Below are 25261 nucleotides of genomic sequence, written 5' to 3' on the forward strand. Positions count from 1 at the left end.
AAGTATGTTATAGAACAAATAGAACAAGAAATCAATACCCTATTTATAAAAAAATTATTAATTCATAACAACAACAGAAAAAGAGCCTTCACAAAGACTGTCTAAATCTCTGCGAAAGCTCTTTTGACCTGTCATTATAAATATAAGCCAATCAGCTCTATATCAATAATTCTCTGCCTTCTTCTCAAAATAGCTCTTAGGATGATTGCAAACAGGACACATCTCGGGAGCCTTAGGTCCTACTACAATATGACCGCAATTTGAGCAGATCCAGATAGAATCGCCTTCTGATGAGAATACAAGCTCTTTCTCGATGTTCTCAAGAAGTTTTTTGTATCTCTGCTCATGCTCTTTCTCAATTTCAGCAACTCTGTCAAAAAGGTATGCAATATCGTTGAAACCTTCTTCACGAGCTTTTGCTGCAAAAGAAGGATACATCTCCTGCCACTCGTAAGATTCACCTTCTGCTGCTTCTTTAAGATTTTCTACAGTTGAACCGATTCCTGAAAGAATCTTGTACCAGAGCTTAGCATGCTCTTTCTCGTTATTGGCTGTCTCTTCAAAGATCTTACTGATCTGAACATAGCCGTCTTTTTTTGCCTTTGAAGCAAAATATGTATATTTATTCCTTGCCTGAGACTCACCTGCAAATGCAGCAAGCAAATTCTTTTCTGTCTCTGTTCCTTTAAGTTCGTTTGTTCTGGGTTCTAAATTTGCCATATTTTAATCTCCTTTTCCATTTTTTTGTATAAATACTCATATCCAACCTGTAATCGTATTTTAACATAGAGATTGTATCTCAAAAAAGCTTATTTCGTAATTTTATATAAAAATAATTTATTTCTTAAGCCCCCTGCGAACATATCCATAAATGACTCTCCGGGTATCATATCCACAACGTTCTTTATAACCTGATCTGTTGCGATTATATATGCGGCAATAACGAATCCTCCACTTTTCATATTCGTTAATGACATAATTCCAAATGAACCCAAAACAACATGCATGATTGCCTAAATCGCAATCGCACTCCATAAAACCATAGTCTTTTTCATAACATTTCACCCTTTTTACATTTTTATTTGATAAGGATTTCCTATCAAATGAAAAATGGATGCCAAAAGTACATTTTGACATCCAACGATATACGAACTAATCCATATTACTTTAATTATCTGGCCGGAGCCCATGTCACTCCATAAAGCTGCTCCATCATCTTGCGAAGCTCTTCCTTCATCTTGTCACAAGCTGAAGCCTCGTCAGGGAAGTTTATAACCCCGATTCTCTCCTTTTTATCCTGAAAGAAAACTTCCCATCCGTTTTCTGTCTTAGCAAGACAAACGCGATTCTTGTGATGTCCGCCAACCTTATATAATTTCGAAGGAACAAGATGCTCCTTAAAAAACTTCTTTAATTCCTTGGTATTCATATTATACCTCCCACGTATCTCGATTACAAAATCATCTGATGTAGTTTTGATTACTACATGAAGTATACCATCATATTTTTCTTAATACAATAGCAAAATTTTATGCAAAAAAAGAAGAAATGCTGAATCAACCGGCATTTCCTCTAATTTTTTTCTATTTAATGTATTACTGAAAGCGCTGCCAATGCCGCCCCCTGTCCCCATGGATTATTTCCGTAGGTCTGATAATGCACCGCAAAGTCATCACACGAGCTCAGCGAATCAGTCACAATCCCGCTTTCGGTGTGGGCATATATACAATCTTTTGCTTTCTTTAACGCCTCACTGATTCTGCCTGATATATCATCTTCACCAAAAACATCATTATTAAGCGCATAACCAAGTGCATATGCTATCATACCTGTTGCAGACAGATCTATATGTCCATCAACAGCCTGCATCTGCCAGCTCCAGCCACCGTCTTTTCTCTGATACTTTAGTGCCGCCTCGCACATATCTGTAAAATATTTCAGGGACTCTTCATTTGCTTTGCCCAAAGAAGCATTTACACTCGCACCCATGATAAGCCAGCCAAACGCTCTTCCCCAGCAAAGAATTCCTTTTTTCTCAGAAACATAACAATTCTTAGAAGTTCCGTTAACGTCGGCATCTTTCCTTAGTTCATAGCCGTGATAGCAAAGTCCGCTCACTTCGTCCATTCCGTTTTTTAAAAAAAGTCTCAGCTGCTCGTTGCTGTCAAATGCCTTATCACCACAAGCCGCCATAAACATGGAAACCTGCCCGATTCCGTCGGCAAAGATATTTCCGCTTCTTCCGGAGTTATAAAGAATCGCGCCTTCCGCATCTCTTCCCGCATTCTTCAAATACGAACTGACTGCGTCTGCCGCTTTCTTATATTTCTCATTTCCTGTTATCTCATAAGCCTTAATAAGCGCAAATCCCGCAAGCGCATCATCTACAAAGCTTACTTTACCGCCCGTCTTCCTAAGCCACAGATCCACATGGCTTTCAAGAGAAGCCTTGATCTTATCGCTAATTTCCTTAGCGTCTTCATCTTTATCGAGACACTCAAGCGCCGAAACAAGCCCTACCATAAGCATCCCCGCATGCCAAAAGAACGGATCTTTTGTCCGCACGCTTCTGCCAAGTGCCTTTTTTACAGCATCTTTCACCCTGTCCGAAAGGCTGACATTCATAATATTATTAAGCTGTTCTACGGTCTTTCCGACCACTTCATAATATGCAGAGTTGTCCACAATTACGCCTTTCTGGCCTTGAGTTTTCCACAAAGATATCTGAATTCTTCACTTCTTCCGTATAAAAGAAAATATACTCCGTTAAATACAACGGTAATAATAACTACCATTGCTGCAAATCCAAGTATCGTAGGCTCAGGCATTACAAGTTGCCTGATAAAATAACATATCCCCATTACAACTGCCATTGATGCCAGATACTTAAACGAATCAATATAATAGTTAACAGCGCTCATACCAAAACATGCTCTGTAAATAATAACAGGCTTAGTCATATTGGCAATAAGACCTGACACCACTGTTCCTACGTATATACCCGAAATACCAAGCGGCGTCTGAACAAGCCAAATCGACAATATCAAGTTGACGATTCCCTGAATCAAAGCAAGATACTTATCCTGTTCAAATACGCCTGCCGCCGTCTTATAATTTGAAAGAACTATTCTCTCACCCTTAAAATAGTAATCTGTAAGAATCAGAAAAACAGCAACTCCGGGAAGAATCCACTCGCCTATTTCTTCAGGAGCCACTTTTCCCCCCTTGATAAGCCATATGTTTACAAGCGGAGAAATAAGAAGCATAAATCCGGTAGCAGAAAATCCATAAACCCACGAAGCAAAAAATCTATAAACCTTGAACATACTGTACTGTTTTGACTTATCTTCTGTTGCTATCAAATTACCAAAGCTGGATATTACGGAATTGAAAATGATATTTACAAAATTAGAAGTCTGAACAATTATCTGATTATAATTGTCCACCACACCCGACATAACTGTTCCAAGCAATGGTGAAATGATAAGCTGATCCGTTTGAAGTCTGAACGCATCTCCGACTCTGTGAAACACAAGTGCCTTTGTTTTGGTCCAAACTTCGCCCTCTTCATCCTTAGACAGTTTCTCGATATTCTTTTCCTTAAGATATGGATACATATTATCAAGATACTTTGAGACAAATATCTTTTGTATCAACTGTATTACCGCATCTGTAATAAGATAAAGATAGAAATTGCCGGTAACAAGAACCACAATAATCTGAAAGAATACAGTTATTATTTTTGTGAACGTAATTACATTTGTCTGAACATAATTTTTTTGCTCTGCATTTGCAAGACTATACTTATATGCAACAAAATACGTACTCACCGTATTAAAAAGAAATATCAGATAATAAAGTATAAGATCTCTCTGTGCAACTTCAAAATCTTCCGGAAGATTTATCAGATATTTGAGAAATGGGACCAGAATAAGTCCAATAGCACACACAGCAAAAGCTATATAATTATATGCTTTTTTATATAACTGCATGTAGGACTTGATCTTTTCTTTTTCACCTCTGGCAACAGGTCCGTAGAGACTGAAATTAAGAGCAGTTCCTATGCCCATATCAGCCATATTAAGTAGCTGCAAAACATTGGCATATAAACTGTTTACACCAAGCATCTCTTTGCCGATTTTCATGATGAAAATGGTACGTAAAACATAGGTCATGATCAAAGACACAACTTGCCCTACGTACCCGAATAAAATATTCTTCTTCGCCGCCTGAACTCTTCCCATTATACTATGTTTCCTTTATTGTCCATGAGAATCCAGCCCTTCCAATAGTCATGCATGGTATCAGGATCTATCGGCTGATTGTTCCTCATCTTGTATGTCCTGATGACCTCGTGATCCGGTCTCTTGTTGAGTCTTGCGCCCCAGAAGCTGAATGTGGAATTGGCGCAGATATTGCCTCTGCAGTGGCTCATGAGCATGAGATCCTGTATGCTGTCTTTGCCGTTGTTCCATTCAACGATCGTATATCTGGAGATATCGCCATAGTGCTCTCTCGCGTAATCGTGATCGCTTGTAAAGATATAGAAATGCGTCTCAGGATCTTTTTTCAAAAAATAATCCATCGCATTCTTGTAGTAATCATCAGAAGCAATATTTCCGAGAATATTTACATTTGCCGGATCGAGATAATCTCCCCTTCTCAAATGTACACTGACAGAAGGAAATCTTTCCATCTTCTCAGAGATGATCCTGTTTCTCATTGCGAGATCCGAATCTCTGTGAGGAGGGAATACAAAGAGTTCCCTGAGTTCATCCATAATATCTTCATAGTATTTCTGACATAAGAAATAACCTGTAATATACTTATCTTCAAACTCAAATATCTCGGGGTGATACATCTTAGTCTCAACAAACACATTTGGATTTGAAGATGCAGTAAGTCCAAGTTTCTTGGTTATTTTCCCTTTGATCGCTGAAAAAAGATTCTGCTTTAAAAATCTGTCTCTCTCTTCATCGGTGCAGACTTCAAAAGGAAGATCTTTAAAAAGAGGAAGCTCAAACTCTCTGGGAGCAAGCATCTTCTTCTGTACTTCTTCACTGAACCAGGAAATATCCAGCTTAACTTCTTTTCCGAGACTGAGGAGTTTTCTATATAGCGCATATTGCTGCATTTGGTTTCCCAAACCGCCCGCAATCTGAATTATGATCATTGTATTCCTCCTTGTGCCTCTGCTTCTGTATTTTGCTTTTCCATAATACGCATATATGCGTCAACAAGCGCGTTTTCGCTTGCCAGTTTCTGAACGGGAAGGACATAGTCCTTGTATGTTCCAAAAAGATCTTTTGCAATTCCCTTACTCTTTACCGAATATCCTATAACAAGTGTGGGAACATTACTACTGTAAGCCGCAATTGTACTGTGAGTTCTTGCTCCGACAAAAAAACTGCACTTTGATATATAGCCTTTCAGCTTCTCAGCGGGCATATCATCCAGCATAACAACTCTGCCCGTGTACTTATGTATATCGTAAAGCTCTTTAAGCGGCTTCCTGTCATCATTGTTTTTCCACACAACATGCGGAATAAGCGCGATGTTCTGATGAGTATTCCTAAGAATAAACTCAATAAAATTACTGTAGTTCTTCATAGTAATACCCGGTGTTTTTTCAAGATTACGAACCATCGGGCTTAAGTTTATTCCGACCGTATTGCCCGGAAGAAAACCGTTGATTCCGGGAACCTTCGCTGTATCAAGCCTGAATGCCGGATCTTTTTCAAAAATAAGCTTATCCTTATCAAAACCTGCTTTAACAAGCGCATCGTAAGTAATGGACTCTCTTGCATAGATCATGTCATAAGCCTTCAGATCCTTAACAAGCTTATTATCCTTAAGGGATTTTGGCTCAATAGAGCATCCCCAAAGTATCGTCTCAAATCCTCTTTTAATAAAAACCTTGTGCGCCAATATAAGATCGGGAACCAGGCTCTTATAACAATAATTATCTCCGCCTATAGAAATGGCAAGCGGTTTTGCACCTTTCCCTTTATTGGCTTTTCCGACAGCGTTGTCAAACTCTTTAAACGCGTCCTTATATCTGTATCTCAAAAAAGACTGCTTATCCCTTGTGACCAGTCTCCACAAATAGTAGATTACATGAGGAATAAAGTGTCTGTCTATATGTCTTTCTTCAACAATAGTACAAAGTCCCTTTTTTTCAAGAATTCCAAGTGAATATTTTCTGTCCTCCGCGCAGCTGTTGGTTACAACAAAAAGCGGAAGATCCTCCTCAGCCCCGGTCTTCTCTCTCTGCTCGGCAATATACTTAACTGTAGTATTGGCTATCGCCTCACAACCATGGTTCCCCGAACCTGCGTGCATATATAAAATTATCGGTCTGTTAAAATCAATATTCATATATATTCACCTGTCCTTATATTTTGCATATAGACTCAAATAAAATTTAGGACTAATCTTGAACAAAATAACTTTTATCTTGTGGCCAAAAGACAATGCGGCAAATGCACCTCTTGTCTTCAAAGCGTACCTGATTCTGTCGCCCGCGGCATTAACCGCTTCCCTTGCAAGGTCATTATCCCTCTCATTCTCAGGAATGACAGATACCTTTCCGATAACAAGAAGTGCCGTAAGTATCTGCGAAACAGCAACTTTTACAAAAGAATAAACCGAAATATACTCATGAACTTCTTTAAGCTTATCCTCAGCAATTTCCCAACATGTAAGCTGATCCAGAAAACTTTCTTTAAAAGCGGTTTTCATGGCTCCGTTCTCGTTATCTGTATATCTGTAATCATCAGCTTCCACAGGAACGACCTTTACGCCTTTTTTCTTTCCTTCGGAAAGTGCCACATCAAGTAAAAAAAGCAGGTCTTCTCCGATAGTGAGCCCATCTTTAAAATGAATGTGTGCCTCGGAAAGTCTTTCACGTAAAAAGAGCTTTCCCCATACATGAGTGTTACTCTCAAGAGTATAGTTTTCAATGTACTGATAACCGCTTAACACATAAGGCGAATCAAGGTTCTTGCATCCATCCGCCAAAACAGTGTTTTCATCAACGTATTTTAGCATATTTGCGATGCAATACTCAGATATTGTATCATCTGCGTCAACAAAATACACATATTTTCCCGTTGCCATCTCAAGCCCGATATTTCTTGCTCCCGAAACGCCTCTGTTCTTTATGTGCTTGACCTTTATCTTATCCTGCCCGTATTCTTCGGCAAGTTCATCTGCAATCTTTGCGCTGTCGTCCTTGGAGCCGTCATCCACAAGAATAATCTCGTAATCACCAATTTCAATCCCTTTCTGGGTAACACAAGACAAGACGCACTCTCTGAGCGTGCCTTCTGCCTGATATATGGGGATTATGATGCTAACAAGTATTTCTGTGTTCAAAACTTTCTCCATGGTACTGCGGGTAAAACTATCTTTACTTTTTCATTATGGTGTGCGATATTAAATCCCACATAGAATATTCAGGATAATCCGTCCAGCCATCCCTTTCAACTCCTGTAATGCTGTCAAGTCTAAAGTGGCATGCATATGTATAATAATTTGAATTGTAACCGCGCTTTTCACCGGTTTCAAGATCGATAACGCCATCACCGAGAGCAATGTCGGAATCATATGCCATCTCGGTATATTTGCATTTCCACTGCGGTCTGAGTATCGGAACTACTACATCAGTTTCTCCTGCCTTCGCCTGCTCCTCAAGATAAAGATATCTCTCACTATATTCCCTATAAACTCGCGCAACAAACGCACCCTGCGTGATATAAGTAAACGAAAGCCAGATTCCGACAGCAGCGATCACTGAAGTGTATAATCCCTGAAGTAGTTTCTCAAGCTTATCATTCTCAGCAGATACGGTCAGATCGGTCATATTCATCATAACAGCAATACCGTTTAACACCGCAATCATAAAGAAGATGCTCGCACCATAGTAAGCTCTAAGCTGCGGTTCATCAGGCACCAGAATAAGAACAACTGCCGAAGCAAGCGCTATAAAAGCCATGAGTCTCATATACGCTGTAACTTCTTTATATTTTTCTTCAGAAGCACATATACTGCGAATGATGATGATCAAAGCCACAAACATAAGTGTAATAACAATATAATGTTCCTTTATATTCACGATCATCTTAAGAAATCTTGCCATAATTCCCAAAAGACCCGTATGTGCTTCTTTTGAAGCTCCGTCTTCCGCTCTTGAGAAATTTGCGGGATTCAAAAACATTAACATAAATGAGGCAATGCTTCCGGCAAGTCCGCAGATCATCCACGGCTTAACAAAGGAAAGGCTCCTCTTCTCTCTCCACTTAAGAAAGAGAATCATCAATATAAACAATATAGCTCCGCCCGATGTATTCTCATTACACCAGCCGGCAAGAATTCCCAATACAGTAACCGAGACGATCACTCCGGGCGTACTCTTTTTTTCAAGATTCATACATTTCCTGAAATATGTGATGAAACCGAGGATTATCGTCGTTGTGAAGAGGTAATTACACGCTCCGTCCTCCCAGAATACCGTGTTACTGATCGCAGGATCGAATATCCACAAAAAGCTTATTACAAGCGCATATACTCTGATGTCATACTTCTTCTTCATATCAACATTCGCATATATAAGAAGTGTCTGAATCATAAATACAAGCGCAGAAACTACATTGAACACCCACTTTGTTCTCATGAACAAAAAAATTCTGAGTATAAAATGAGCAACGTTTCGTCCGCTATGATCCAGATAATGCATGTATTCAAGCTTAAACAGATCAAAGAAACTATTTGCCAGTTTCGTTCCGTAATCGTCGCGATCCCAATAAACAAGATCATCCGACATATTAGGAGTCAGAAACGCATAGATAAGCACTGACAAAAAAGCTACAGCCATCAATATATAAAAAATCTTTTTTCTTAACTTCTCAGACATTCTCCATCCTTTTTTCTATTTACAAACTCCCCGAGATAAACTCCTATTACAGGGAGTATGAACAACCTGCCTATATACTCCGATACAAATGTCGCTTCCACAACCGTATAGATTGAAAGCGATAAAATTACGATCAAAGTCCAAACATCTTTTTTCTTATAACAAATATATATGATCAGAACAATAAGCGCCGAGATAACAATAGCCGGGATTATCCCGTACCAGTAAAAAATCCTTACCCAGCCCATGTCAAAGGTCTCTTCGCTATTGCCATCGGAAAAGAGCTTCCAAGTCCATATTGAACCTGCATGTTTCTCAGTTTCCCTGTACAGATCGTGTATTCTGTTATTAAGCTTATCGTCAATCCATTCGATCAGATCATAATGTTTGTGCTCAAACTCATACCTTGGCACCTTACTTACAACAGCCGACCAAACAGAAAAAGCCACACAAAAGACCGGTGTCACAAGCGCCGTAAGTACATAAACAATCTTGCACTCTTTGATCTTCTTATAAAATCTTGCCAAAAATCCCACACCGAATGTCAAAACGCTTACAAGCATTCCTGTCCTGGTTGCCGAAACCACGCTTGCCATAAAGTTGAGAGCAAATACAAGCAGCCACTCCCTTAACGAAGCAGCTTCGCCGTAAATCCACATCCAAAGTAACACAAATGCATAAACACTGCCATAGAATGTATTGGCATGACCAAATCCAAACTCATAACGCACTTCTATGTCGCCTCGTCCGTAATCTCTCGGAGGTGGTGCAACAACTCCCAGTTTCCCGACAACGGATAAAAGTGCTATCAATGCATACCCTGCTACCGATACGTAAAAAATATACTTCATAGCCTTCTTAAGGTCGATATCTCTTGCAGCCATCATAAATACTGCATATCTAAGCAGGTCATTCTTACCTGAAATCCTGTAACTCACAAAAGTAAACAAGCATACCGCACCTATTACTATCCATTCTTTTTTGTCATGCTTCATTAAAAGCACAACAATAAGCGTCAAAAGAAAGGTCACACGATACACATAACTCTGGCAATCATGCAAAGGAATTACAGTCTTTTCCAACAGCATTATACCAAGCTCAATGCTGAGCGCAACGTAAAATAAAACTTCACTAAGTTTAGCCCTTTTTTCTTCACTTAAAAAGTTCATGTTATCTACCTGCTAAGAATTCTTTTTATCTTGCGAAAAGCTTTTCTCATAAATCTTCCCGCCGTAATATCCAAGTAGTGGTAAAGCTTTGATACGGCTGTGATCTTAGGCATTACAAGATGCCTGTATTCATCCATATGCTCAAGAAGATATGCGGGATAAGTCTCGTCTACCTCGCCTCTTTCAAACTTCGCTGCTCTGCCGAAAATATCCTGTCCGAGAACCAAGTGATCCATGGTCTCCGCAAGAACCTCTTTGTCATTGTGCTCCTGATGTGCTGCAGCCTTAACCTTGATTCCTATCCTCTTTGCGGGATTGGTCTCTTTGTAGCCGCCCATATATCCAAAATGCCAGCCGCCGTTCGCAACTCGCACAGACCTTTCGTCCGTTACGGGAATGATATCACGAAGCCTTACAATGCCTTCTTTAGGTATATTATCAAGTGACGTGATCTTGGTTCCTAGCCACTTTCTGTCTTTTTCAGCTATCTCAGGAAACTCTCCCGTTATGGACAAAAGCTTTCCCGACTTCTCTTCCATGTTCATGTATACATAGAAGTTTCTCTGAGCCAGATGATAAACCTTGTTCTTGTCAAAATTAGCAATGATGTTCTCAAGAACGGACGGATTCGGAATCTCATCGACATCTCCGAAGATAAGCACATCGTCTGCCGTCGCGCCCACTTCTTCAAGTCCGCGCTTTAAGCAGTTCTTTTGATAATAATCTCTTTCATGCGTTGAGATATCCATAGGTGTATCATCAACCGTTATATAAACTATCTTGTGAAGATAATCCTTAAAAAGCTCTCTGTTCTTATCAAAACAAAGTTCCTTGGGCTCTCCCGAAAAAGTCACCGTAGCTTCTTCAATAATGAATTTATCCACGTACTTATCGAGAATTCCGAGCCTTAGCTTTAATATATCAAGTTCGTTGAAAAATGGTATTAAATCATAAACCATCTGTTATCTCCTACCTACAATCCTCTTGATCGCAGTCTTAACAGTACTGACAAAAGCTTCTCTGTACAGATTTTTTCCGCCGTTTACAGTCATAAGACCGTGAACGTATATGTCCTCTTCGGGCGCAAAGCACGGAAGATCCGTCTCAAAATACTTTTTGTAAAAATCATCTGAAAACAATTCCGAAAGCTTTCTCTTCTTCTGCCCATAGGACAATCCTGAGTAAACAATCTTTGCCACCGCAATGGCACAGGTAAGGGATTTTCTCTTATCAAGAACATCAAAGAGATCTGTAAGCCCCCATTTATCGCCCATTCTGTCGATTTCTCCCCAAACGATCTTCTGGTTATCAAGAAAAGCTTTGTTATAACTCGCAGTCAGACTCTGCTCGTTTCTTCTGTAATAATAAAGAATCTCATCTATGTAGGCTATCCCGTCGGCTCTGTCGACATACTCCGCGGTCTGCAGAAGATCTTCGCCGTAGTTAAGCCCGATTCTCTCAACATCTATAAGCGCAATACTCTTGTGAATACACTTTATCCACATGGCATTCAGGTAATCACCCTTTAGTACAAGCTCTTTAAAAGCACGCTTCTCATCTCCGCTGTAGATTTTTCCACTTGTAAAAGAAAAATCTTTAAGCCTTGTATTATCGCCGTCAAGCTCTGTCGCATTGAAAAAAATCAGCTCGGGAGCATTTCCTTTTTTCTCATAATCCCTGATAAGACCTGCGAGCTTTGACAACATTCCCGGAACAAGCTTATCATCCGCATCGAGTGCAAGAATATAGTCGCCTTTGCTGACCTTTATTCCCTCCTGCCTTGCCTGATAAAGCCCTATCTTTCCTTTGTGGATGACGGAAACATTATCGCTCGCAGCGGCATATTCATCGCATATCGCAGGAGTTTTGTCACTCGAACCGTTCTCGGAAAGAATGATCTCAAACATATCCTCGCTATTTACTTTTTGTGCAAGCGCAGAATCAACCGCCTCGCGGATATACTTCTCACCGTTGCACACGGGAACTATGATTGAAAAGATCATGTAATGTTATGCTCCTCTTTCCACTTTTTGGTCTTTCTCCAAAACAGGAACGGTCTGACAGCCATCTTAAAGCGCTTCTTCGGGCTGTAAAATCTGGGATAATCCGCATTTTCTCCCCACCACTTGTGGAAGACAAACGGCTCTATGCCCTTATTCTCAGATAGCGGATGCTCTCTTCCGAATGTAAGTGCAAGTTCAAAAGGCGCCCACTTAAAGCCCTTTTCTTCCATTGCATTCTTGGAATGACAGCAGATAAAAATATCTTCGTTGTAAAATCCGTCGTCAACCCTCTCCCACTTAAGGTTGTACTTGGAAGGAAACTCCAAAAGTCTCTTAGACCTTATGGACACGCTGTTTCCGACTCTGCATATCGTGCCCTTGCTGTCCCTGTAAGCGTAATCATTCTTGGGAAGCGGCCAGGGAGAGCCGATGTAGTCGTACTCAAGAAACTCATCATTCCAGTTCTCGGGATGAATAACAAATCCGTCCGCATGAACAAGCAGCACAAAATCTGTATTTATATGGTCTTTAAGTTCATAGACCATTTTGTAATTGAATTTATCGATACTGTCGAGCTTTGAAGTATAGCTGAATCTGATATTCTTTGGCAGATAAAAAGGCTTTTTATCCGATACCAGAACAACGTCACCAAACTCGATTTCCCTCATGCTGTATTTAAGCGCCTGCACAGTCTCATAGACGTTGACACTCGTCATTGCGCAGAGCGTAACCTGAGGGAGCTTAATCTTTTTTCCCATTTTGTTCCTCTGTTTATTTACCGCGATCATTTCTTTTAACCTGCTTATTGACACATATAATGATGCAACAAAGTTATTTATGATCCGGTTAATTCAATAACTGAATCTCTTGATTATTCCGACTCTTTTCTCTAAGCTCCTTACGATTTTCTTCAGGTAAAAGACACCGTACAGGCTCTTCCTTCTGATTATCTGGCAAAAGAGCCTTATCTTGCCGGGCCTTATATTTCTTCGCGCATAGAGTCTCGATCTCTTTTTATATTCTTCAAGTTCTCTTCGGCACTCGTCAGCCTCAAATATACGGCCTTTTTTGTCCTGATAATGAAGAAAACTGTATATATTCTGCTCAGAGGACCAGAAGCCGTCTGAGATATTATGTCTAGCCCAATATTTTGGCGCTATAGCATACTTAAGTTCCGTACTTGAAAGCACCGGCATTATGGAAAAAGATGAATTCGACAAGATCAGATATCTCGCATTCTTCAAAGTAACATAATCTTTTCCCATATCGAAATGATGGCATTCGTACTCCGGAAGCACCTTTCTTGCAGCTTCCTCATCCTCAGTTACCACCATGAATTTCATATCTGGATTTATCTTCTTCATATGCTTTATCGCATTTAAAAAGTATTTTCTGTCAAGATAGAGCTCGGGATGATTTGTATACTCGCCGCCTCTTATGTTGATGATGCAGAGATCGTCGCTTGTATATTCATATGACTCAGCCTCGGGCTTAACCTTAAGCCAGTCCTTTATCTTGTCTCTGTATTTTTCAAAATAGCTCTCATCTTGGAGATTTCCGTAGATAAGAGTATTGTCCTCAATCTCAAAAAGTCTTTTGTCCGCACCGCTTATGTAACACCCGTTACTCATGTCGTGCCTTGAATTGCCCATGTAAAGGCGATCGTCCTGCTCGTTAAAGATTGTGTATTTATCCCTGTCCTCAGGCGGTATCTCAGTTCCAAGGTCAATGTCCATAAAATACATTCCCTTGTTGGAGTGAAAAACGTTTCCGACCTGTCCGGGATTAATGAAACCGAAATCCACACCTTTTTCCTCAGCCATGCACCTTGTCACAACATAGAAAAAGAGCTGATTTCCAAGTCCATATCCTTTTATAAATTCTGTTCCGATCATATTATCTTTTCCTTCTGAGAAGAAAGCATTTCGAGGGCGGTATTGCAAAGCGAATATTCGCCGTTCTGTAAACCGCACATCCCTGCACAGCGTCAGTGAATAACGTTTCTGCCCTCGAGAGTAGTCTGTGTGATCTTCTCGTCCTTGACCTCATAGATTATGTCACAGTTCTCAATAGTATTGAGCCTGTGAGCTATGATGATCATTGTCTTCTTGCCGTGGAAGCTGTTGACAGCCTCCATAACTGCTGCCTCTGTCTCATTATCAAGAGCACTTGTAGCCTCATCAAACACTAGTATCTCGGGATTATGATATAGAGCTCTCGCAATTCCTATACGCTGTCTCTGTCCGCCTGAAAGTCTCACACCTCTGTCACCAATCTTCGTGTCAAGTCCTTCCGGAAGGCTCTTAACAAAGTCAGCAAGCTGGGCTTCTTCCATAACTTCCCAGATTCTGTCCTCATCAATCTTGTCTGCATCTATACCGAATGCAATGTTCTCTCTTATAGACTCATCAACCATGTAGATTGTCTGAGGAATATAACCTATCTGCGCAAGCCATGAATCGTAATTACTGAATATATTGCTTCCGTCGCAGAGAATCTCACCGCTCTGCACATGCAAAAGACCGAGGATAATATCCACAACAGTTGATTTACCGGCACCCGAAGGTCCTATGATACCGACTGATTTTCCCTTAGGAATAACCATATTTGCTCCGGTAAATATATTTGTCTCAGCGTCCGGATAAGCAAAAGTGATATCTTTTATCTCAATCTCTTTTTCCAAATGAAGCTCGGGACCTGCGATTGCAGCTCTCTCCGCTCTCATGGCCTTATCCATCTTCATTGAATCGGTAAGATTGTTATATACAAAATCAAGGCTGTACTGGTTGTAGGCAATCTCGGCAATATAAGTATTTATCCTGTTAACAGCAGGCATAAGCCTTGTAGCAACAAGTCCGAGCGCGATTATCAATTTATCAACATCGCCTGCATTTTGTACACCGTTTGAATTCAACTTAAAAAAGAGAACATACAAGAGGACAACAGCTACAAACACGGTCTCTATAAGAGTTCTCGGCATATTATTAAGTACGGAGTAATCCCTTGCCAGATCCGCACCGACTTTACCGGACTCATAATAATTTCTTATAAAGAAATCCTGTCTGTTCAGAACTTTAACATCTTTAAGACCATATATTGCCTGCAGTCTCCACTTTGCAATCCTTGACTGGGTTTCCTGATTCTCTTTTCCCGTCTTATTAAGCTTAGGCTTTAAAACTTTGGTATTAAAAAGAGTTAATGCAACAAAAACAAACACGCATATAACCGTCAAGATCGGATCGGTTATAATAAGCACCATTCCAAGTCCCATGGAAACGACCAATTCCGTAGAAAGCGATAAAAGCGATAACATAAGCGTAAATGTTCTTGGTATATCACTGTCTGTAATTCTAAAAACAGTCGGAATATCTGCACCGAGATAATCCTCATAAGGTCTGTTCAAAAATTCCCTCATGACTCTGCTTATCATGTCGTTTCTTGCTCTTGTGATAAAGGTATTCTGCCTGTAGATAAGAAATATCTGATATGCATTTTTTACCAGGAACAAAACAATCAGACAAACCGTCAATTTAGCAGCCAGTTCGGATCCCGTACCGAGATTAAGACTTTCTGCAATAATTCTTAGAACTTTGTTATCCTTAATGGCACTTTGGAGCTTATCCTGATTGATAATGCCTGCCATAACAGGAATCATCATTGAAATACTAAATGTTTCAAAAATACCACCAAAGAGTATAAGGACAGCCAATATTACCAACTGTCCCTTCTGCTTTCTATCAAATATATATCTGAGTTTTGAAAATAAACTGACTTTTTTATTATCGGTATTACTCATAATCTGTACGTTTTCTTATATCCCTCTTTTGTATTTTTCCTGAATGATATGTAGATTGCTCCGTATCATTTAATTCCGCATTGCTCAGATCGCAATCTTTGTCATTCTGTCCGTATAGACATCATCCATATCTTTGTTGTTTATCCACTTGGAAGGAGCAAGTACCAGCTTGTCAGGTGCATCATTAAGCCATGCAGCCCACCAGCTGAATGAACTGTTCGCTATAATATGGTGCTTGCATCTGCTCATAAGCATCATCTCGGCTATATCAGTTCCTTCGCCCTCTTCAAGTTCAACAACATTGAAATTGGGTCCCTTGAAGTGCTCTTTACACCACTCTTTGTCGTCGGTAAAGATAAAAAATACAGCGTCGGGATACTCCTGCAGTATCTTGTTTACCGCATCTTTGTAATATTTTTCCGAACACAGATTGTGAACATGCTTATGCTGCGCATCTATATAATCGGTTCTTCTCACATGAAGGCTGACAGACTCACAACATTCTATCTGCTGAAGCACTGACCAGCTCACAGCATCGCTCATAAGTTCCTGAGGTCTCTTCTCAAAAGCATGTCTGATATCCCTGATATCACTCTCCTGCGAGAAATATTTATCACTCTGCCAATATCCGACAAGATAGGCATTTTCAAGCTCAAGTATCTTAGGATCGAATCTTCCGGACACTTCATCTATCCTGAATGTTTTCCTGCCTGTAAGTTTCCTTCTGATACGGCTTATGATATCCATCTTGGAATCCGTAAGAGCAACAACTTCTTCCTTAGTGGCCTTATCATAATCAATCCCATATCCGGCAAGAACCGGAGTCCTTAGCTTGTCATTTACAAATCCCGTTTCATCATCAATCTTTACGGTCTTGCCTCTGTTTTTCAGCGCTATATACAGCGCATATTGGAACATCTGGTTACCCAGACCGCCCTTAAGTTGAATGATAATCATACACCCTCCGAATGAAGTTCCCCGTATAGCATCTATTTTATCGCATACACTACATCATTATAACCCAGAATGTATATATACTCAAACATCTATGAATGTCCTGACATTTGCGGTCATCCGGTGATTTGACTTTTAAGATAGAGATTCCCATTAACTCCGGTCATAACAGGCTCTATGTTATGCTGCTTAACCAGATACGAAAGATTCTGCCTTGTACACTCAAGCAGCTCACATGCCTTGGTCGTATCGACAATATTTTTTCCTATAAAGGTAATAAAATCCTCATAGGAAATATCAATCATACGCCCTTTCTCATAAAGAAGCCATGAAGGAATATCTATGGAATCGTTGAACGTAACATAATAACCACCCCAACCGAGGCTACATGACTCATAAAGGTCTCTGCTTGCGATCACCTTATTTACTCCCCGTAAATCCGAAATGTCTGAAAGGGATATTTTTTTTACTGTTTTATCTTTAAAAAAGCACAGCAAAAAATCTCCTGCAAGCGCTGTACAATCAACCAGATTATGCGCATCCCTCTCCGCAACAAATTCAGGGAGCTCATCTATCTTCCGTATGCACAGTCCATCCTGTGAACACCGTCCTTGCGCCAATTCCAAAAATTTCATTTCATCATACTCTTTCAGCTTGTGAGTAGACAGTATATTGCCTATATTCTGCCTTCCTATGGGAATAACACGTTCTCTCACCCACATCAAACTCGCTTCCCTTGGAATTGTATAGATTTCTTTTTTTACAAAACTCGCAAAAAGAAGCGGCGCTGTCCACTCATCAAGTTCGCTTCTAAGCTCAATCATAAACGACTTGCTCTTTTCATGGTACAGTAAAACGCCTATATCAAGACTATTATCTTCATCATAGATATCATAGATTTTCATAAACCTTGTACCTTCCATAGATCATATTCCAAATAGTATCAATAAAAAAGTCTGACAACACTCCCTCCAGATCCTTGAATATCTCTTCTTTATGCTTAGCCTCAAGTATTCCTTTCAGCGTTTTTCCTTTGGTGGATAAAAGAGACAGATTCTCAAAAGTTGATCTGCTGCCTATGAAATTATTGCATTGTTTATCTCCCATTATGTCAAATTTTTTTGCATCGTCATCCGACGAACAAGAACATAACAGAGACAATCCATGATCGAACAGAGGCGCAACCCTAACGGTATGCGCTCTTGCATTTCTCAGCACTTCGATGTTAGCTCCATGTCTGTCTCGATTAAGGATAAGATAATCAATTACCAGCATATTCTCGATATACTCTCTCCATCCCATCCTAATGCAGAAATCATAATGTGATTCTCCGGGCTGCGCATTAAGTCTGTAGAAATCATCAAGCGAAGCCTTACTCTCTCCACGCTCTTTGAAATCATATGATGCACAAAGATACGTGTTGTATATATTTCCATCAATCTCAATATCAGCATTTATCAGTTCATACTCAAGATGTTCCACTCCAAGAATATCAAGAAGTCTATCCACTATTATTTCATTTATACACTCATGTCCCACTATCCCCTTTTCCAAATCAAAGTTAGAAAGCTTATAATACTTCTTGTGACCGCCTATGATCGAACTCGATTTCAGATAAGTCCCTGCTGTTCCGGAAGAATTCCGCACATGCGACCAATTTAGATATGTAAGATCCTGAGTTTCTCTTATTACCTTTGCCATATTACATCCTTTGTTTTTATTTGACGTGCGTCAAATATTTTTCTATATTATAAAATTCTATTTGACGTGCGTCAAATAGAATTTTCGTGTTTAACCCCACACAAAAATCTACCATATACATAAAATCTTAAGAAATTTCGACGGTATTTCTTAAGATTTATCTGATATCATTATTCAGTCGGCGGCTTTTCAACAGCCATTCAATGCCGACAACAGGGCATAATGCCTATTCTATTTTAAGCGGAGAAGACTATTCTCTTATAAATCCCACCACACTGTTTTGCATCACCGATCAAAAGCTTCTTCCAAATGCTCCTTTATACGTCTCAATCTTCAGCTCCATTTAGTGAACCCATAAGTTCTTCAAATCTCATAGTTCCTTCAATTTGCTCAAATCTATATTTCTTGATTTTATTCACTTCTGCGATAATCTCTTCATCGGTCATTTCTTTCTCAGTACAATTATGATACTTCTCCGCATCTTCAATTTCATAATCCGGTACCAATTCGCCCTTGGCTCGTTTTGACATATATTCCTCATATGAACCTGACATACTGCCATCTTCTGCATGATATATACCCTTCCCAGGGGCATATTGGTATCCCGGATTCCCTCCCATACCATATCCCCAATGATTCATTAAACACCTGGCATGACCGTTTTCATACGTATAAAGAGACATAAAAAAGCCGGGATGATCAACTACCAGTTCCGGAATATCATCATCGTCAGCATATATAAGATTATATTTCCAATAATTCCAATCGATGTCAAAATAATACTTTTTGGCAATTGCCGTGTAGCACTCTTCATAGCTACTGTATACACCATCTATACCGGAAAAGATATTCTTCATGCTTTCAACAGTAAAGTCTCCTCCAATTTTAGACATTGTATTTTCATCGATTATCCATTCAGGCTCAAAAGAATCTTCATTACGCTGTATGAACGTAGAAAGAGATCCTGTACTGTAAAGAAGAACCTGTTTTCCGAATTCGCTGTCCGCGATAATAATAATATCTTTTACCCCATCCTCATCAAAATCAAAAAAACCAACGTCAATAATTTTTATTAAATGAGTTTCTTTCCACGATGATTTTTCACAGCTCATCTTCAGTTCTGTAAGAAAACGGTTATTTTTTGTGAGAATAATAGATACTCTGCCGTCTAATTCCGCAGGATACGTGATAAGTTTAATCGGCTCGTTAAATTGAACGCGTGACAATTTTACCTCATAGCAATGCTCTTTATCACAATGATCATCCCATTGAATAGCATTAGATTCCATGAGAAACTCTTCATCCGATTTAGTAAAAGAAATGACTCTGTCGGCAAAAAGTCCATAATGCTTGTCTGAATCAGAGTTCACCTGAAATCTCAGTACATAATGATCTCCTTTTCTCTTTCCCGCTGTGCATGTATATGTGTTTTTTAAACTTGCTAAATGTTCAGAATAAAAAGAATCAGTTTCATCTTGTTTGTTAAAAGTTTTCTCGAGGAAACCCTTGTACTCATCTGTATTAAACGCTTCTGTAAATCTCTTTAGCTCTGCCTTTGACAACGTAATTTCTTTGTCGCTTTTTTTCGAGAGTATATTACTTGATGCTATGTAACTGCATCCCAACACAAGTAATATTATTGAAATTATTGTTATTATTTTCTTTTTCTGCATTTGATTCCAAATATCCTTCATAGTACAAATCTTCACGGCTTTTATTATACATTTTAGTCTGCAAGGCCATTGTGAATTCTTTGTGATTTACCCCTGCATCATCAAAATAAGTCCTACAAATGAGTTATACTGTATAATGCGATTTAATGGGGGCGCGCGCACCGACAGGAAGACTGTAAACAATGCATAAGCCGGATACTAAATTGATTCCCATTTAGGAGATTTTTTTATGAAGAAGAAAGCATTTATAATACTGATCTGCATAACAGCTTTGCTTGCAGGATGCCAAAATACAAAAACCGATATAGCAAACGACATATCCACTGATGCCGGCTCTACTTCTACGCACGATGAAGATATCGCATCCATTGGTATTTCCGGCGCTGATAACACCTCTTCTTCCGATGATGCAGTCAAAAACGTAAGTGTTGTCACTGATTCATACGAGGATTCATATTCTGAGATTCTTGAGAATCCGGAAGAATATTATTGCGATGGCGATGGCTCCCTCGAGAATCAGTGGATATTTGGAAAAGGGTTTTCTTCATGGCAAGAAGGGTATAAAGCATACATTGAAACCGCCCCAGATTTCCCGCGTTATAGTCTCATTTATGTAGATGACGATGATATTCCCGAACTTGCTATTGAGGGTTATTGTGAAGCAGAAGGATGTCTGATTGTTTCATTTCATCATGGAGAAGTAAACATACTTCATACGCTTAGGTTGGGTTTTTCGTATATTGAAAAAAAAGGACTTCTATGTAATTCGAATGGGTGCCAAGGACAATATTATGATATAGTTTATTCCCTTTCGGAAGGAAAATGGAAATGTATTTTTTCAGGCAGCAACTATACACATGATTTTGGCAGTTGGGATGACGAAGCAGGAAAATTTCTTGATTTTCACTATGCCATAGACGATGTAGAAGTCGATGAAAAAACATATTATGAAAAACTGAACAAAATATATGACGAAAAAGCAGCTATATCTTCATTTTGCGACGGTTGTAACAAAGAAGAATTTATTACTGCTCTAAGTGAATACTGATTTAATACCATTTTCTTTTTAGCTGTTTTTGAGCACGTCCCTCACAAGTTCATAGAATTCATCACAGGGCATGGATGAACCATCATCGGTTATAATTTGATTATGCGATATTTTCCCGTTATATCTGACATATTTATCTTCAAACATGACTCTGTCCTGAATCATTCCTATAAAGCCATCTCTATCATAACCATAAGAATTAATATAATCCTCTATTGTATCAATATTTTCATTTTCATTGATATAAATACAAACCGTCATTGTCACATCACTTAAAAGATGTGACATTTCCGACGAGATATTCTTCGTAGAATAAATTTTACTGTTCATAAATACCATTTCACCAACAGATCGCCATGTGAGTTCCTCTAGCCAATTTTCTCCATCATGTGACTTTACGAGATCCGCATACTTAAGTCCAAGCTCATTCATTACCAGACCGCCCTCTCCTTTAAAATATTTAAAGTTAAAGTCAACGTCATAATCATAATCGCTATAATCCAGTGATGAATGCATATAATTTGGATTACCATAACAATCTTCGTAATCATTAATTTTATGAATATTAGGAACACCGCCTTCTTTTAGAATATAAAGATCCCAACAACTACCTCTGTTCGATTTATAATTCCCATTAAGATATGCAATGATTCCCATATCATTTATTGCCGGCTCATAATGAGTCAGTTCTGTGAAACTTCCACCATCGGCCATTGTAATAAAATATCCGTTTCCTACATGTTTGGAAGGCAACGGTCCATAATTTTGAAGCCACCCGTAGGAACCTGATTTATTATATTTTCCATTAACTTCGGTAATAACAAAATAGATTCCCTCACCATCTCCAATAACAAGCTCATCAGAACCATTTTTATCAAAATCTACATAAGTAAAAAGAAAACTCGGCATCCATAGTCGCCCCCATAAATTTGAAGCCGTATCTACAAATTCTTTTTCAAAAAATGATCTATACCTCTCGTCATCTTCTTTTTCACTGCAAGACGGAGCAATTGGATTATCCAAGTTCGTTCGTACAGCCTTATATGTATTTGTTGCCTCCTCGATCGATACGTCACTGCAAATATCACCTGAAACTGGTTCTTTATTATCACCGCATGCTGTCAGTAATAAACACAACATTACTAAAAATATTTTTCCTACCTTCATTCTGCCTCTTCATTCTCGTCATTTACTTCCGATTTCCAATAATCTCCGTTCGCAATTCTCTCACGAATCTTATCTTCACCGAGAGAGAGTTCTTCCATCCAGAGGTCATAAGACTTCTTCCAGGAATTGTAATTGCGGCCGTGTCTTCTGTCATGTTTGCCAAGTTTGCCTGTCTTAACATAGTTCTCTGACAGGTAATCTTCAAACCACACGGTCACCTTATCGGCGCCGACAATATTTGTATGAGTTCCGCCGTCTTTGTAATCGGTAGCCTCATCAAAGCCAATCTCATCTAGATGCTGATTCATATCAAGGAAATTGTAGCCTCTCTCTGTCACATAATCCCTGATGTAATTGATTTTCTTTTGCTCCTCTTCGCTTACGGTAAACGGAGTGATAATAAAGAGCGCATCCTTATTATGCTTATTAAGACATGAAATAAGATCCGCCAAATATTCTTCCTGCTCAGCAGGCATCTTCACTACATCCGTAGCATTATGGCAATTCTCTTTTTCCGCAGGTCCAACCTCATCAGAAGACGTAAAACCTTTCAGATCATCAGGATACTCATAAAAAAACGTACGTAGCTGGCTCCACATTACAAGCGTCTTCCAATTTGAATGATACTTAAAAATATCAAAGTAAAAGTTAATGCGTTTCATATCCTCATTAACTTTGCCATCATCGTCACTCTCAGCATTCTCTGCATCATCTTCATCATTCTCAGAATCTTCTGCATCATCTGCATAATCTTCATCTACCATCGCATTTATGGCGCGAATCCTGTTAAGAGAATACTTCATGTTATCCGTAACTTCCCTTGTGTGACCCATGTGCTTATCTTTATCTGCATTTATAAGTTGCTCATCCTCTGCCTGCCACATCTTCATCTCAAAGATAAAAAGATCCGGATCCTGCGTCTTAAGAGCCTCTTCCACAAGATACTTTGCTGCAACAGGTCTTTGCATATTTGTAGAAAGCGGATACATGGTTATCCCCATATCCCCGTAGATTCTTGGTGTAGCAATACAATAAGGAACAGGACTTGAACCGATAATAACAGCATCTATCGTATTCTTTTTTTCCGCATAAAAACCGACAAACCTATCCTTCGCATCACTGGGGGTTCTGATACAGTAAGTGATATGAGGGATAAGCCACATAACCGCCACTATGAAAATTATTATCTTAAATATCTGTTTCTTACTCATAGTTTTTTATCTGAAATCCTTATAAACCAACAACCTATAATACTTCCCTTAATTGCATGCAAACCGCACTATTAAAACTTAGAAGTCATCATATATCGAATCCGCAGGATTAAATCCCGGTCCGTACTCGGCAAGTAAAAGTACTGTGAAAAACAGTGCAAAATACACAATCCATCTGACCACAAGCTTCTTGGACGCAATATACTCCCTTAAGTTTGAATATCCTTCAAATCTGCTGCCTGTGATCTTACCGTCACGCGATAGCTCCATTCTGTACTGAATAGTTGAAACCGTAATGAGCACCGCAAGTGATACAAGCAGCACTCCCCACTCGTAAATGCTTAGTCCGAGATTAAGCAAACTTCCATCAACAAAGATCTGCGGATTAAACGTACTCACGCTTCTTTTAAGCAATCCAAGCGCATGCGGAATACTCTTTGATCTAAAGAACAGATCTCCGATGCATACAAAGAAAAATGTTCTCACAACCCTGAATCCGTTTGCAAATTTACTCTGCAGATTGATGTGCATCTTCTTTTCAAAAATCCATGTAAAGAACGGAAGTGTCACTTCTCCGAGCACGATATATGCCCAGTGCAAAAGACCTGAACCGATAACAAAAGTTGCCTCTCCTCCGTGCCATAAACCTACAGAAAACCATAAGATGAACATTGCAACGTAAGTAGTGAGCTGCTTACCTTTCTTTTTACCAAAGACTTTCTTAAGCGTTTTTCCAAGTCCCATTATCATCTTGGTACGAAGAAGCGGGTAAAAGACATTGTCCTTCATCCAGATTCCGAGCGTAGCGTGCCACCTTCTCCAATACTCGCTTATGTTCTTAGCAAAGAAAGGAGTCGTAAAGTTTTCTGGAAGAATGATTCCAAGCATCTCGGACAAACCGATCACAATATCTATTCCACCCGAAAAATTCGTATATAACTCAAAAGCAAAACACACAGTACCCAGCCAGATATATGCTCCCGTGTACTCTGCATCAATGGCGTAAATCTTATCAACAACAGTGCGAAGTCTCTGCGAGATAACAAGCATCTTAAAGAAGCCCCAGAGCATTCTCTGCGCTCCGAATGTAAGATTCTTAAAATCAGCTTTGTGATATTCAAACAACTGCCCACTGTGTTCACGGGTTTTTATAATAGGTCCCTGAACCACAAGCGGAAAGAACACACCGATGAGAGTTGTCTCAAGAAGGCTGTCCCTTCTTACTCCGATGCCGTTATAAACTTCAATAAAGTATCCCAAAAGAATAAAAGTATAGAATGAAAGTCCCGTAGGAGGTTTAATACCGCCACCTGTTATGAACTTATAGAACTTAAACACGATAAGTATTCCAAGAAGAACAACAAGCTCCGCAACAAGAATCAGCCTTCTTTTTAGAAGCTCTTTTTCTTCTGTCCCGGCCAAAAGCTTTAAAAGCCCCCATGTCGTAAACGAGGCTGCAAGCGGAAATACAATCTGCACATAGTTCCCATTTACGGAAAACAAATAGAAGATGATGCTCGCAAATAAAAGCACCACCCACTGACCTCTTTTTTTGAACAAAAGAGGAATCGTATAATATGCAATTAACACAAGTGCAAAAAAGCACAGAAAATAAAACGAAGTTA

23 protein-coding genes are annotated in these 25261 nt (G+C 39.4%); 1 reads left to right on the forward strand and 22 read right to left on the reverse strand.

All coding sequences use genetic code 11. The features are described from left to right. Window positions 1-162 precede the first annotated feature (162 nt). The 19 genes from rbr to G628_RS0111090 form a co-directional block, all read right to left on the reverse strand. A complete protein-coding gene (rbr, locus tag G628_RS0111000) occupies window positions 163-720 on the reverse strand; it encodes a rubrerythrin (protein ID WP_026668081.1) in 558 nt (185 codons plus the stop codon). Between the two features lie 89 nt (window positions 721-809). Then, window positions 810-962, reverse strand: a complete 153-nt coding sequence (locus G628_RS18990; RefSeq protein WP_196803756.1) for a hypothetical protein — start codon at window positions 960-962, stop codon at window positions 810-812. A gap of 209 nt (window positions 963-1171) precedes the next feature. Further along, the gene (locus G628_RS0111010; protein WP_027209149.1) at window positions 1172-1429 is read right to left on the reverse strand and encodes a hypothetical protein; all 258 of its coding nucleotides are present in this window, start codon (window positions 1427-1429) and stop codon (window positions 1172-1174) included. A gap of 158 nt (window positions 1430-1587) precedes the next feature. Continuing rightward, window positions 1588-2685, reverse strand: coding sequence for a glycoside hydrolase family 88 protein (locus G628_RS0111015; protein WP_027209150.1), 1098 nt, complete (start codon window positions 2683-2685; stop codon window positions 1588-1590). A 2-nt stretch (window positions 2686-2687) separates the two neighbouring features. Further along, window positions 2688-4244: a lipopolysaccharide biosynthesis protein gene (locus tag G628_RS0111020; RefSeq protein ID WP_027209151.1), complete on the reverse strand. Its 1557-nt coding sequence runs from the start codon at window positions 4242-4244 to the stop codon at window positions 2688-2690. Continuing rightward, a complete protein-coding gene (locus G628_RS0111025) occupies window positions 4244-5173 on the reverse strand; it encodes an alpha-1,2-fucosyltransferase (protein WP_026668086.1) in 930 nt (309 codons plus the stop codon). Before G628_RS0111025 ends, G628_RS0111020 begins: the two co-directional genes overlap by 1 nt. Next, window positions 5170-6378: a polysaccharide pyruvyl transferase family protein gene (locus tag G628_RS17250; RefSeq protein ID WP_051199165.1), complete on the reverse strand. Its 1209-nt coding sequence runs from the start codon at window positions 6376-6378 to the stop codon at window positions 5170-5172. Before G628_RS17250 ends, G628_RS0111025 begins: the two co-directional genes overlap by 4 nt. Before the next feature lie 6 nt (window positions 6379-6384). Further along, on the reverse strand, window positions 6385-7377 hold the full coding sequence (locus G628_RS18220; RefSeq protein WP_027209152.1) for a glycosyltransferase: 993 nt from the start codon (window positions 7375-7377) through the stop codon (window positions 6385-6387). A gap of 34 nt (window positions 7378-7411) precedes the next feature. Next, window positions 7412-8914, reverse strand: coding sequence for a DUF3329 domain-containing protein (locus tag G628_RS0111040; protein ID WP_026668088.1), 1503 nt, complete (start codon window positions 8912-8914; stop codon window positions 7412-7414). Next, window positions 8899-10083 (reverse strand): hypothetical protein, encoded by a 1185-nt coding sequence (locus G628_RS0111045; protein ID WP_026656685.1) that lies wholly within the window; start codon window positions 10081-10083, stop codon window positions 8899-8901. The genes G628_RS0111040 and G628_RS0111045 overlap by 16 nt, the downstream gene beginning before the upstream one ends. A 5-nt stretch (window positions 10084-10088) precedes the next feature. Next, the gene (locus G628_RS0111050) at window positions 10089-11042 is read right to left on the reverse strand and encodes a glycosyl transferase GT17 family protein (protein ID WP_026656684.1); all 954 of its coding nucleotides are present in this window, start codon (window positions 11040-11042) and stop codon (window positions 10089-10091) included. Window positions 11043-11045: 3 nt separating this feature from the next. After that, window positions 11046-12086: a glycosyltransferase family 2 protein gene (locus G628_RS18225; RefSeq protein ID WP_027209153.1), complete on the reverse strand. Its 1041-nt coding sequence runs from the start codon at window positions 12084-12086 to the stop codon at window positions 11046-11048. Beyond that, window positions 12083-12844, reverse strand: coding sequence for a DUF5672 family protein (locus tag G628_RS0111060; RefSeq protein ID WP_242827217.1), 762 nt, complete (start codon window positions 12842-12844; stop codon window positions 12083-12085). Before G628_RS0111060 ends, G628_RS18225 begins: the two co-directional genes overlap by 4 nt. Before the next feature lie 93 nt (window positions 12845-12937). Beyond that, window positions 12938-13981 (reverse strand): alpha-1,2-fucosyltransferase, encoded by a 1044-nt coding sequence (locus G628_RS0111065; protein WP_027209154.1) that lies wholly within the window; start codon window positions 13979-13981, stop codon window positions 12938-12940. A 92-nt stretch (window positions 13982-14073) separates the two neighbouring features. Then, window positions 14074-15882, reverse strand: a complete 1809-nt coding sequence (locus G628_RS0111070) for an ABC transporter ATP-binding protein (RefSeq protein ID WP_027209155.1) — start codon at window positions 15880-15882, stop codon at window positions 14074-14076. 84 nt (window positions 15883-15966) lie between these two features. Further along, window positions 15967-16839: an alpha-1,2-fucosyltransferase gene (locus tag G628_RS0111075; protein ID WP_026656680.1), complete on the reverse strand. Its 873-nt coding sequence runs from the start codon at window positions 16837-16839 to the stop codon at window positions 15967-15969. Window positions 16840-16952: 113 nt separating this feature from the next. Beyond that, window positions 16953-17741 (reverse strand): hypothetical protein, encoded by a 789-nt coding sequence (locus G628_RS18230; protein WP_051199166.1) that lies wholly within the window; start codon window positions 17739-17741, stop codon window positions 16953-16955. After that, window positions 17728-18537: a hypothetical protein gene (locus tag G628_RS0111085; RefSeq protein WP_027209156.1), complete on the reverse strand. Its 810-nt coding sequence runs from the start codon at window positions 18535-18537 to the stop codon at window positions 17728-17730. The genes G628_RS18230 and G628_RS0111085 overlap by 14 nt, the downstream gene beginning before the upstream one ends. Before the next feature lie 326 nt (window positions 18538-18863). Beyond that, window positions 18864-20210 (reverse strand): hypothetical protein, encoded by a 1347-nt coding sequence (locus G628_RS0111090; protein WP_155833804.1) that lies wholly within the window; start codon window positions 20208-20210, stop codon window positions 18864-18866. Window positions 20211-20439: 229 nt separating this feature from the next. On the opposite strand from G628_RS0111090, the gene G628_RS18235 reads away from it, so the two are divergent. Continuing rightward, window positions 20440-21258 (forward strand): hypothetical protein, encoded by an 819-nt coding sequence (locus G628_RS18235; protein WP_027209158.1) that lies wholly within the window; start codon window positions 20440-20442, stop codon window positions 21256-21258. A gap of 18 nt (window positions 21259-21276) precedes the next feature. Here G628_RS18235 and G628_RS0111100 read toward each other — a convergent pair whose 3' ends face one another. From G628_RS0111100 to G628_RS0111110, 3 genes are all read right to left on the reverse strand, one after another. Then, entirely contained in the window at window positions 21277-22425 is a 1149-nt protein-coding gene (locus tag G628_RS0111100; protein WP_027209159.1) for a hypothetical protein, read from the reverse strand. Further along, window positions 22422-23636 carry a hypothetical protein gene (locus tag G628_RS0111105; RefSeq protein WP_027209160.1) on the reverse strand — a complete coding sequence of 405 codons (1215 nt, stop codon included), beginning with the start codon at window positions 23634-23636 and terminating at the stop codon, window positions 22422-22424. The genes G628_RS0111100 and G628_RS0111105 overlap by 4 nt, the downstream gene beginning before the upstream one ends. A gap of 78 nt (window positions 23637-23714) precedes the next feature. Continuing rightward, the gene (locus G628_RS0111110) at window positions 23715-25226 is read right to left on the reverse strand and encodes an MBOAT family O-acyltransferase (RefSeq protein ID WP_242827218.1); all 1512 of its coding nucleotides are present in this window, start codon (window positions 25224-25226) and stop codon (window positions 23715-23717) included. Between the last annotated feature and the right edge of the window lie 35 nt (window positions 25227-25261).

Origin of the sequence: Butyrivibrio hungatei NK4A153 (assembly GCF_000424465.1) — a bacterium.
In the GTDB taxonomy this organism is placed as follows: domain Bacteria; phylum Bacillota; class Clostridia; order Lachnospirales; family Lachnospiraceae; genus Butyrivibrio; species Butyrivibrio hungatei_A.

Coding starts and splice junctions, on each gene's coding strand:
- G628_RS0111050 (WP_026656684.1), bottom strand. CDS start 11,042: ATGGTTTATGATTTAATACCATTTTTCAACGAACTTGATATATTAAAG.
- G628_RS0111010 (WP_027209149.1), bottom strand. CDS start 1,429: ATGAATACCAAGGAATTAAAGAAGTTTTTTAAGGAGCATCTTGTTCCT.
- G628_RS0111045 (WP_026656685.1), bottom strand. CDS start 10,083: ATGAACTTTTTAAGTGAAGAAAAAAGGGCTAAACTTAGTGAAGTTTTA.
- G628_RS0111070 (WP_027209155.1), bottom strand. CDS start 15,882: ATGAGTAATACCGATAATAAAAAAGTCAGTTTATTTTCAAAACTCAGA.
- G628_RS0111065 (WP_027209154.1), bottom strand. CDS start 13,981: ATGATCGGAACAGAATTTATAAAAGGATATGGACTTGGAAATCAGCTC.
- G628_RS18230 (WP_051199166.1), bottom strand. CDS start 17,741: ATGAAAATCTATGATATCTATGATGAAGATAATAGTCTTGATATAGGC.
- G628_RS0111105 (WP_027209160.1), bottom strand. CDS start 23,636: ATGAGTAAGAAACAGATATTTAAGATAATAATTTTCATAGTGGCGGTT.
- G628_RS0111060 (WP_242827217.1), bottom strand. CDS start 12,844: ATGGGAAAAAAGATTAAGCTCCCTCAGGTTACGCTCTGCGCAATGACG.
- G628_RS0111090 (WP_155833804.1), bottom strand. CDS start 20,210: ATGCAGAAAAAGAAAATAATAACAATAATTTCAATAATATTACTTGTG.
- G628_RS0111040 (WP_026668088.1), bottom strand. CDS start 8,914: ATGTCTGAGAAGTTAAGAAAAAAGATTTTTTATATATTGATGGCTGTA.
- G628_RS18990 (WP_196803756.1), bottom strand. CDS start 962: ATGAAAAGTGGAGGATTCGTTATTGCCGCATATATAATCGCAACAGAT.
- rbr (WP_026668081.1), bottom strand. CDS start 720: ATGGCAAATTTAGAACCCAGAACAAACGAACTTAAAGGAACAGAGACA.
- G628_RS0111085 (WP_027209156.1), bottom strand. CDS start 18,537: ATGGCAAAGGTAATAAGAGAAACTCAGGATCTTACATATCTAAATTGG.
- G628_RS0111025 (WP_026668086.1), bottom strand. CDS start 5,173: ATGATCATAATTCAGATTGCGGGCGGTTTGGGAAACCAAATGCAGCAA.
- G628_RS18235 (WP_027209158.1), top strand. CDS start 20,440: ATGAAGAAGAAAGCATTTATAATACTGATCTGCATAACAGCTTTGCTT.
- G628_RS0111020 (WP_027209151.1), bottom strand. CDS start 4,244: ATGGGAAGAGTTCAGGCGGCGAAGAAGAATATTTTATTCGGGTACGTA.
- G628_RS17250 (WP_051199165.1), bottom strand. CDS start 6,378: ATGAATATTGATTTTAACAGACCGATAATTTTATATATGCACGCAGGT.
- G628_RS18225 (WP_027209153.1), bottom strand. CDS start 12,086: ATGATCTTTTCAATCATAGTTCCCGTGTGCAACGGTGAGAAGTATATC.
- G628_RS0111075 (WP_026656680.1), bottom strand. CDS start 16,839: ATGATTATCATTCAACTTAAGGGCGGTCTGGGTAACCAGATGTTCCAA.
- G628_RS0111100 (WP_027209159.1), bottom strand. CDS start 22,425: ATGAAGGTAGGAAAAATATTTTTAGTAATGTTGTGTTTATTACTGACA.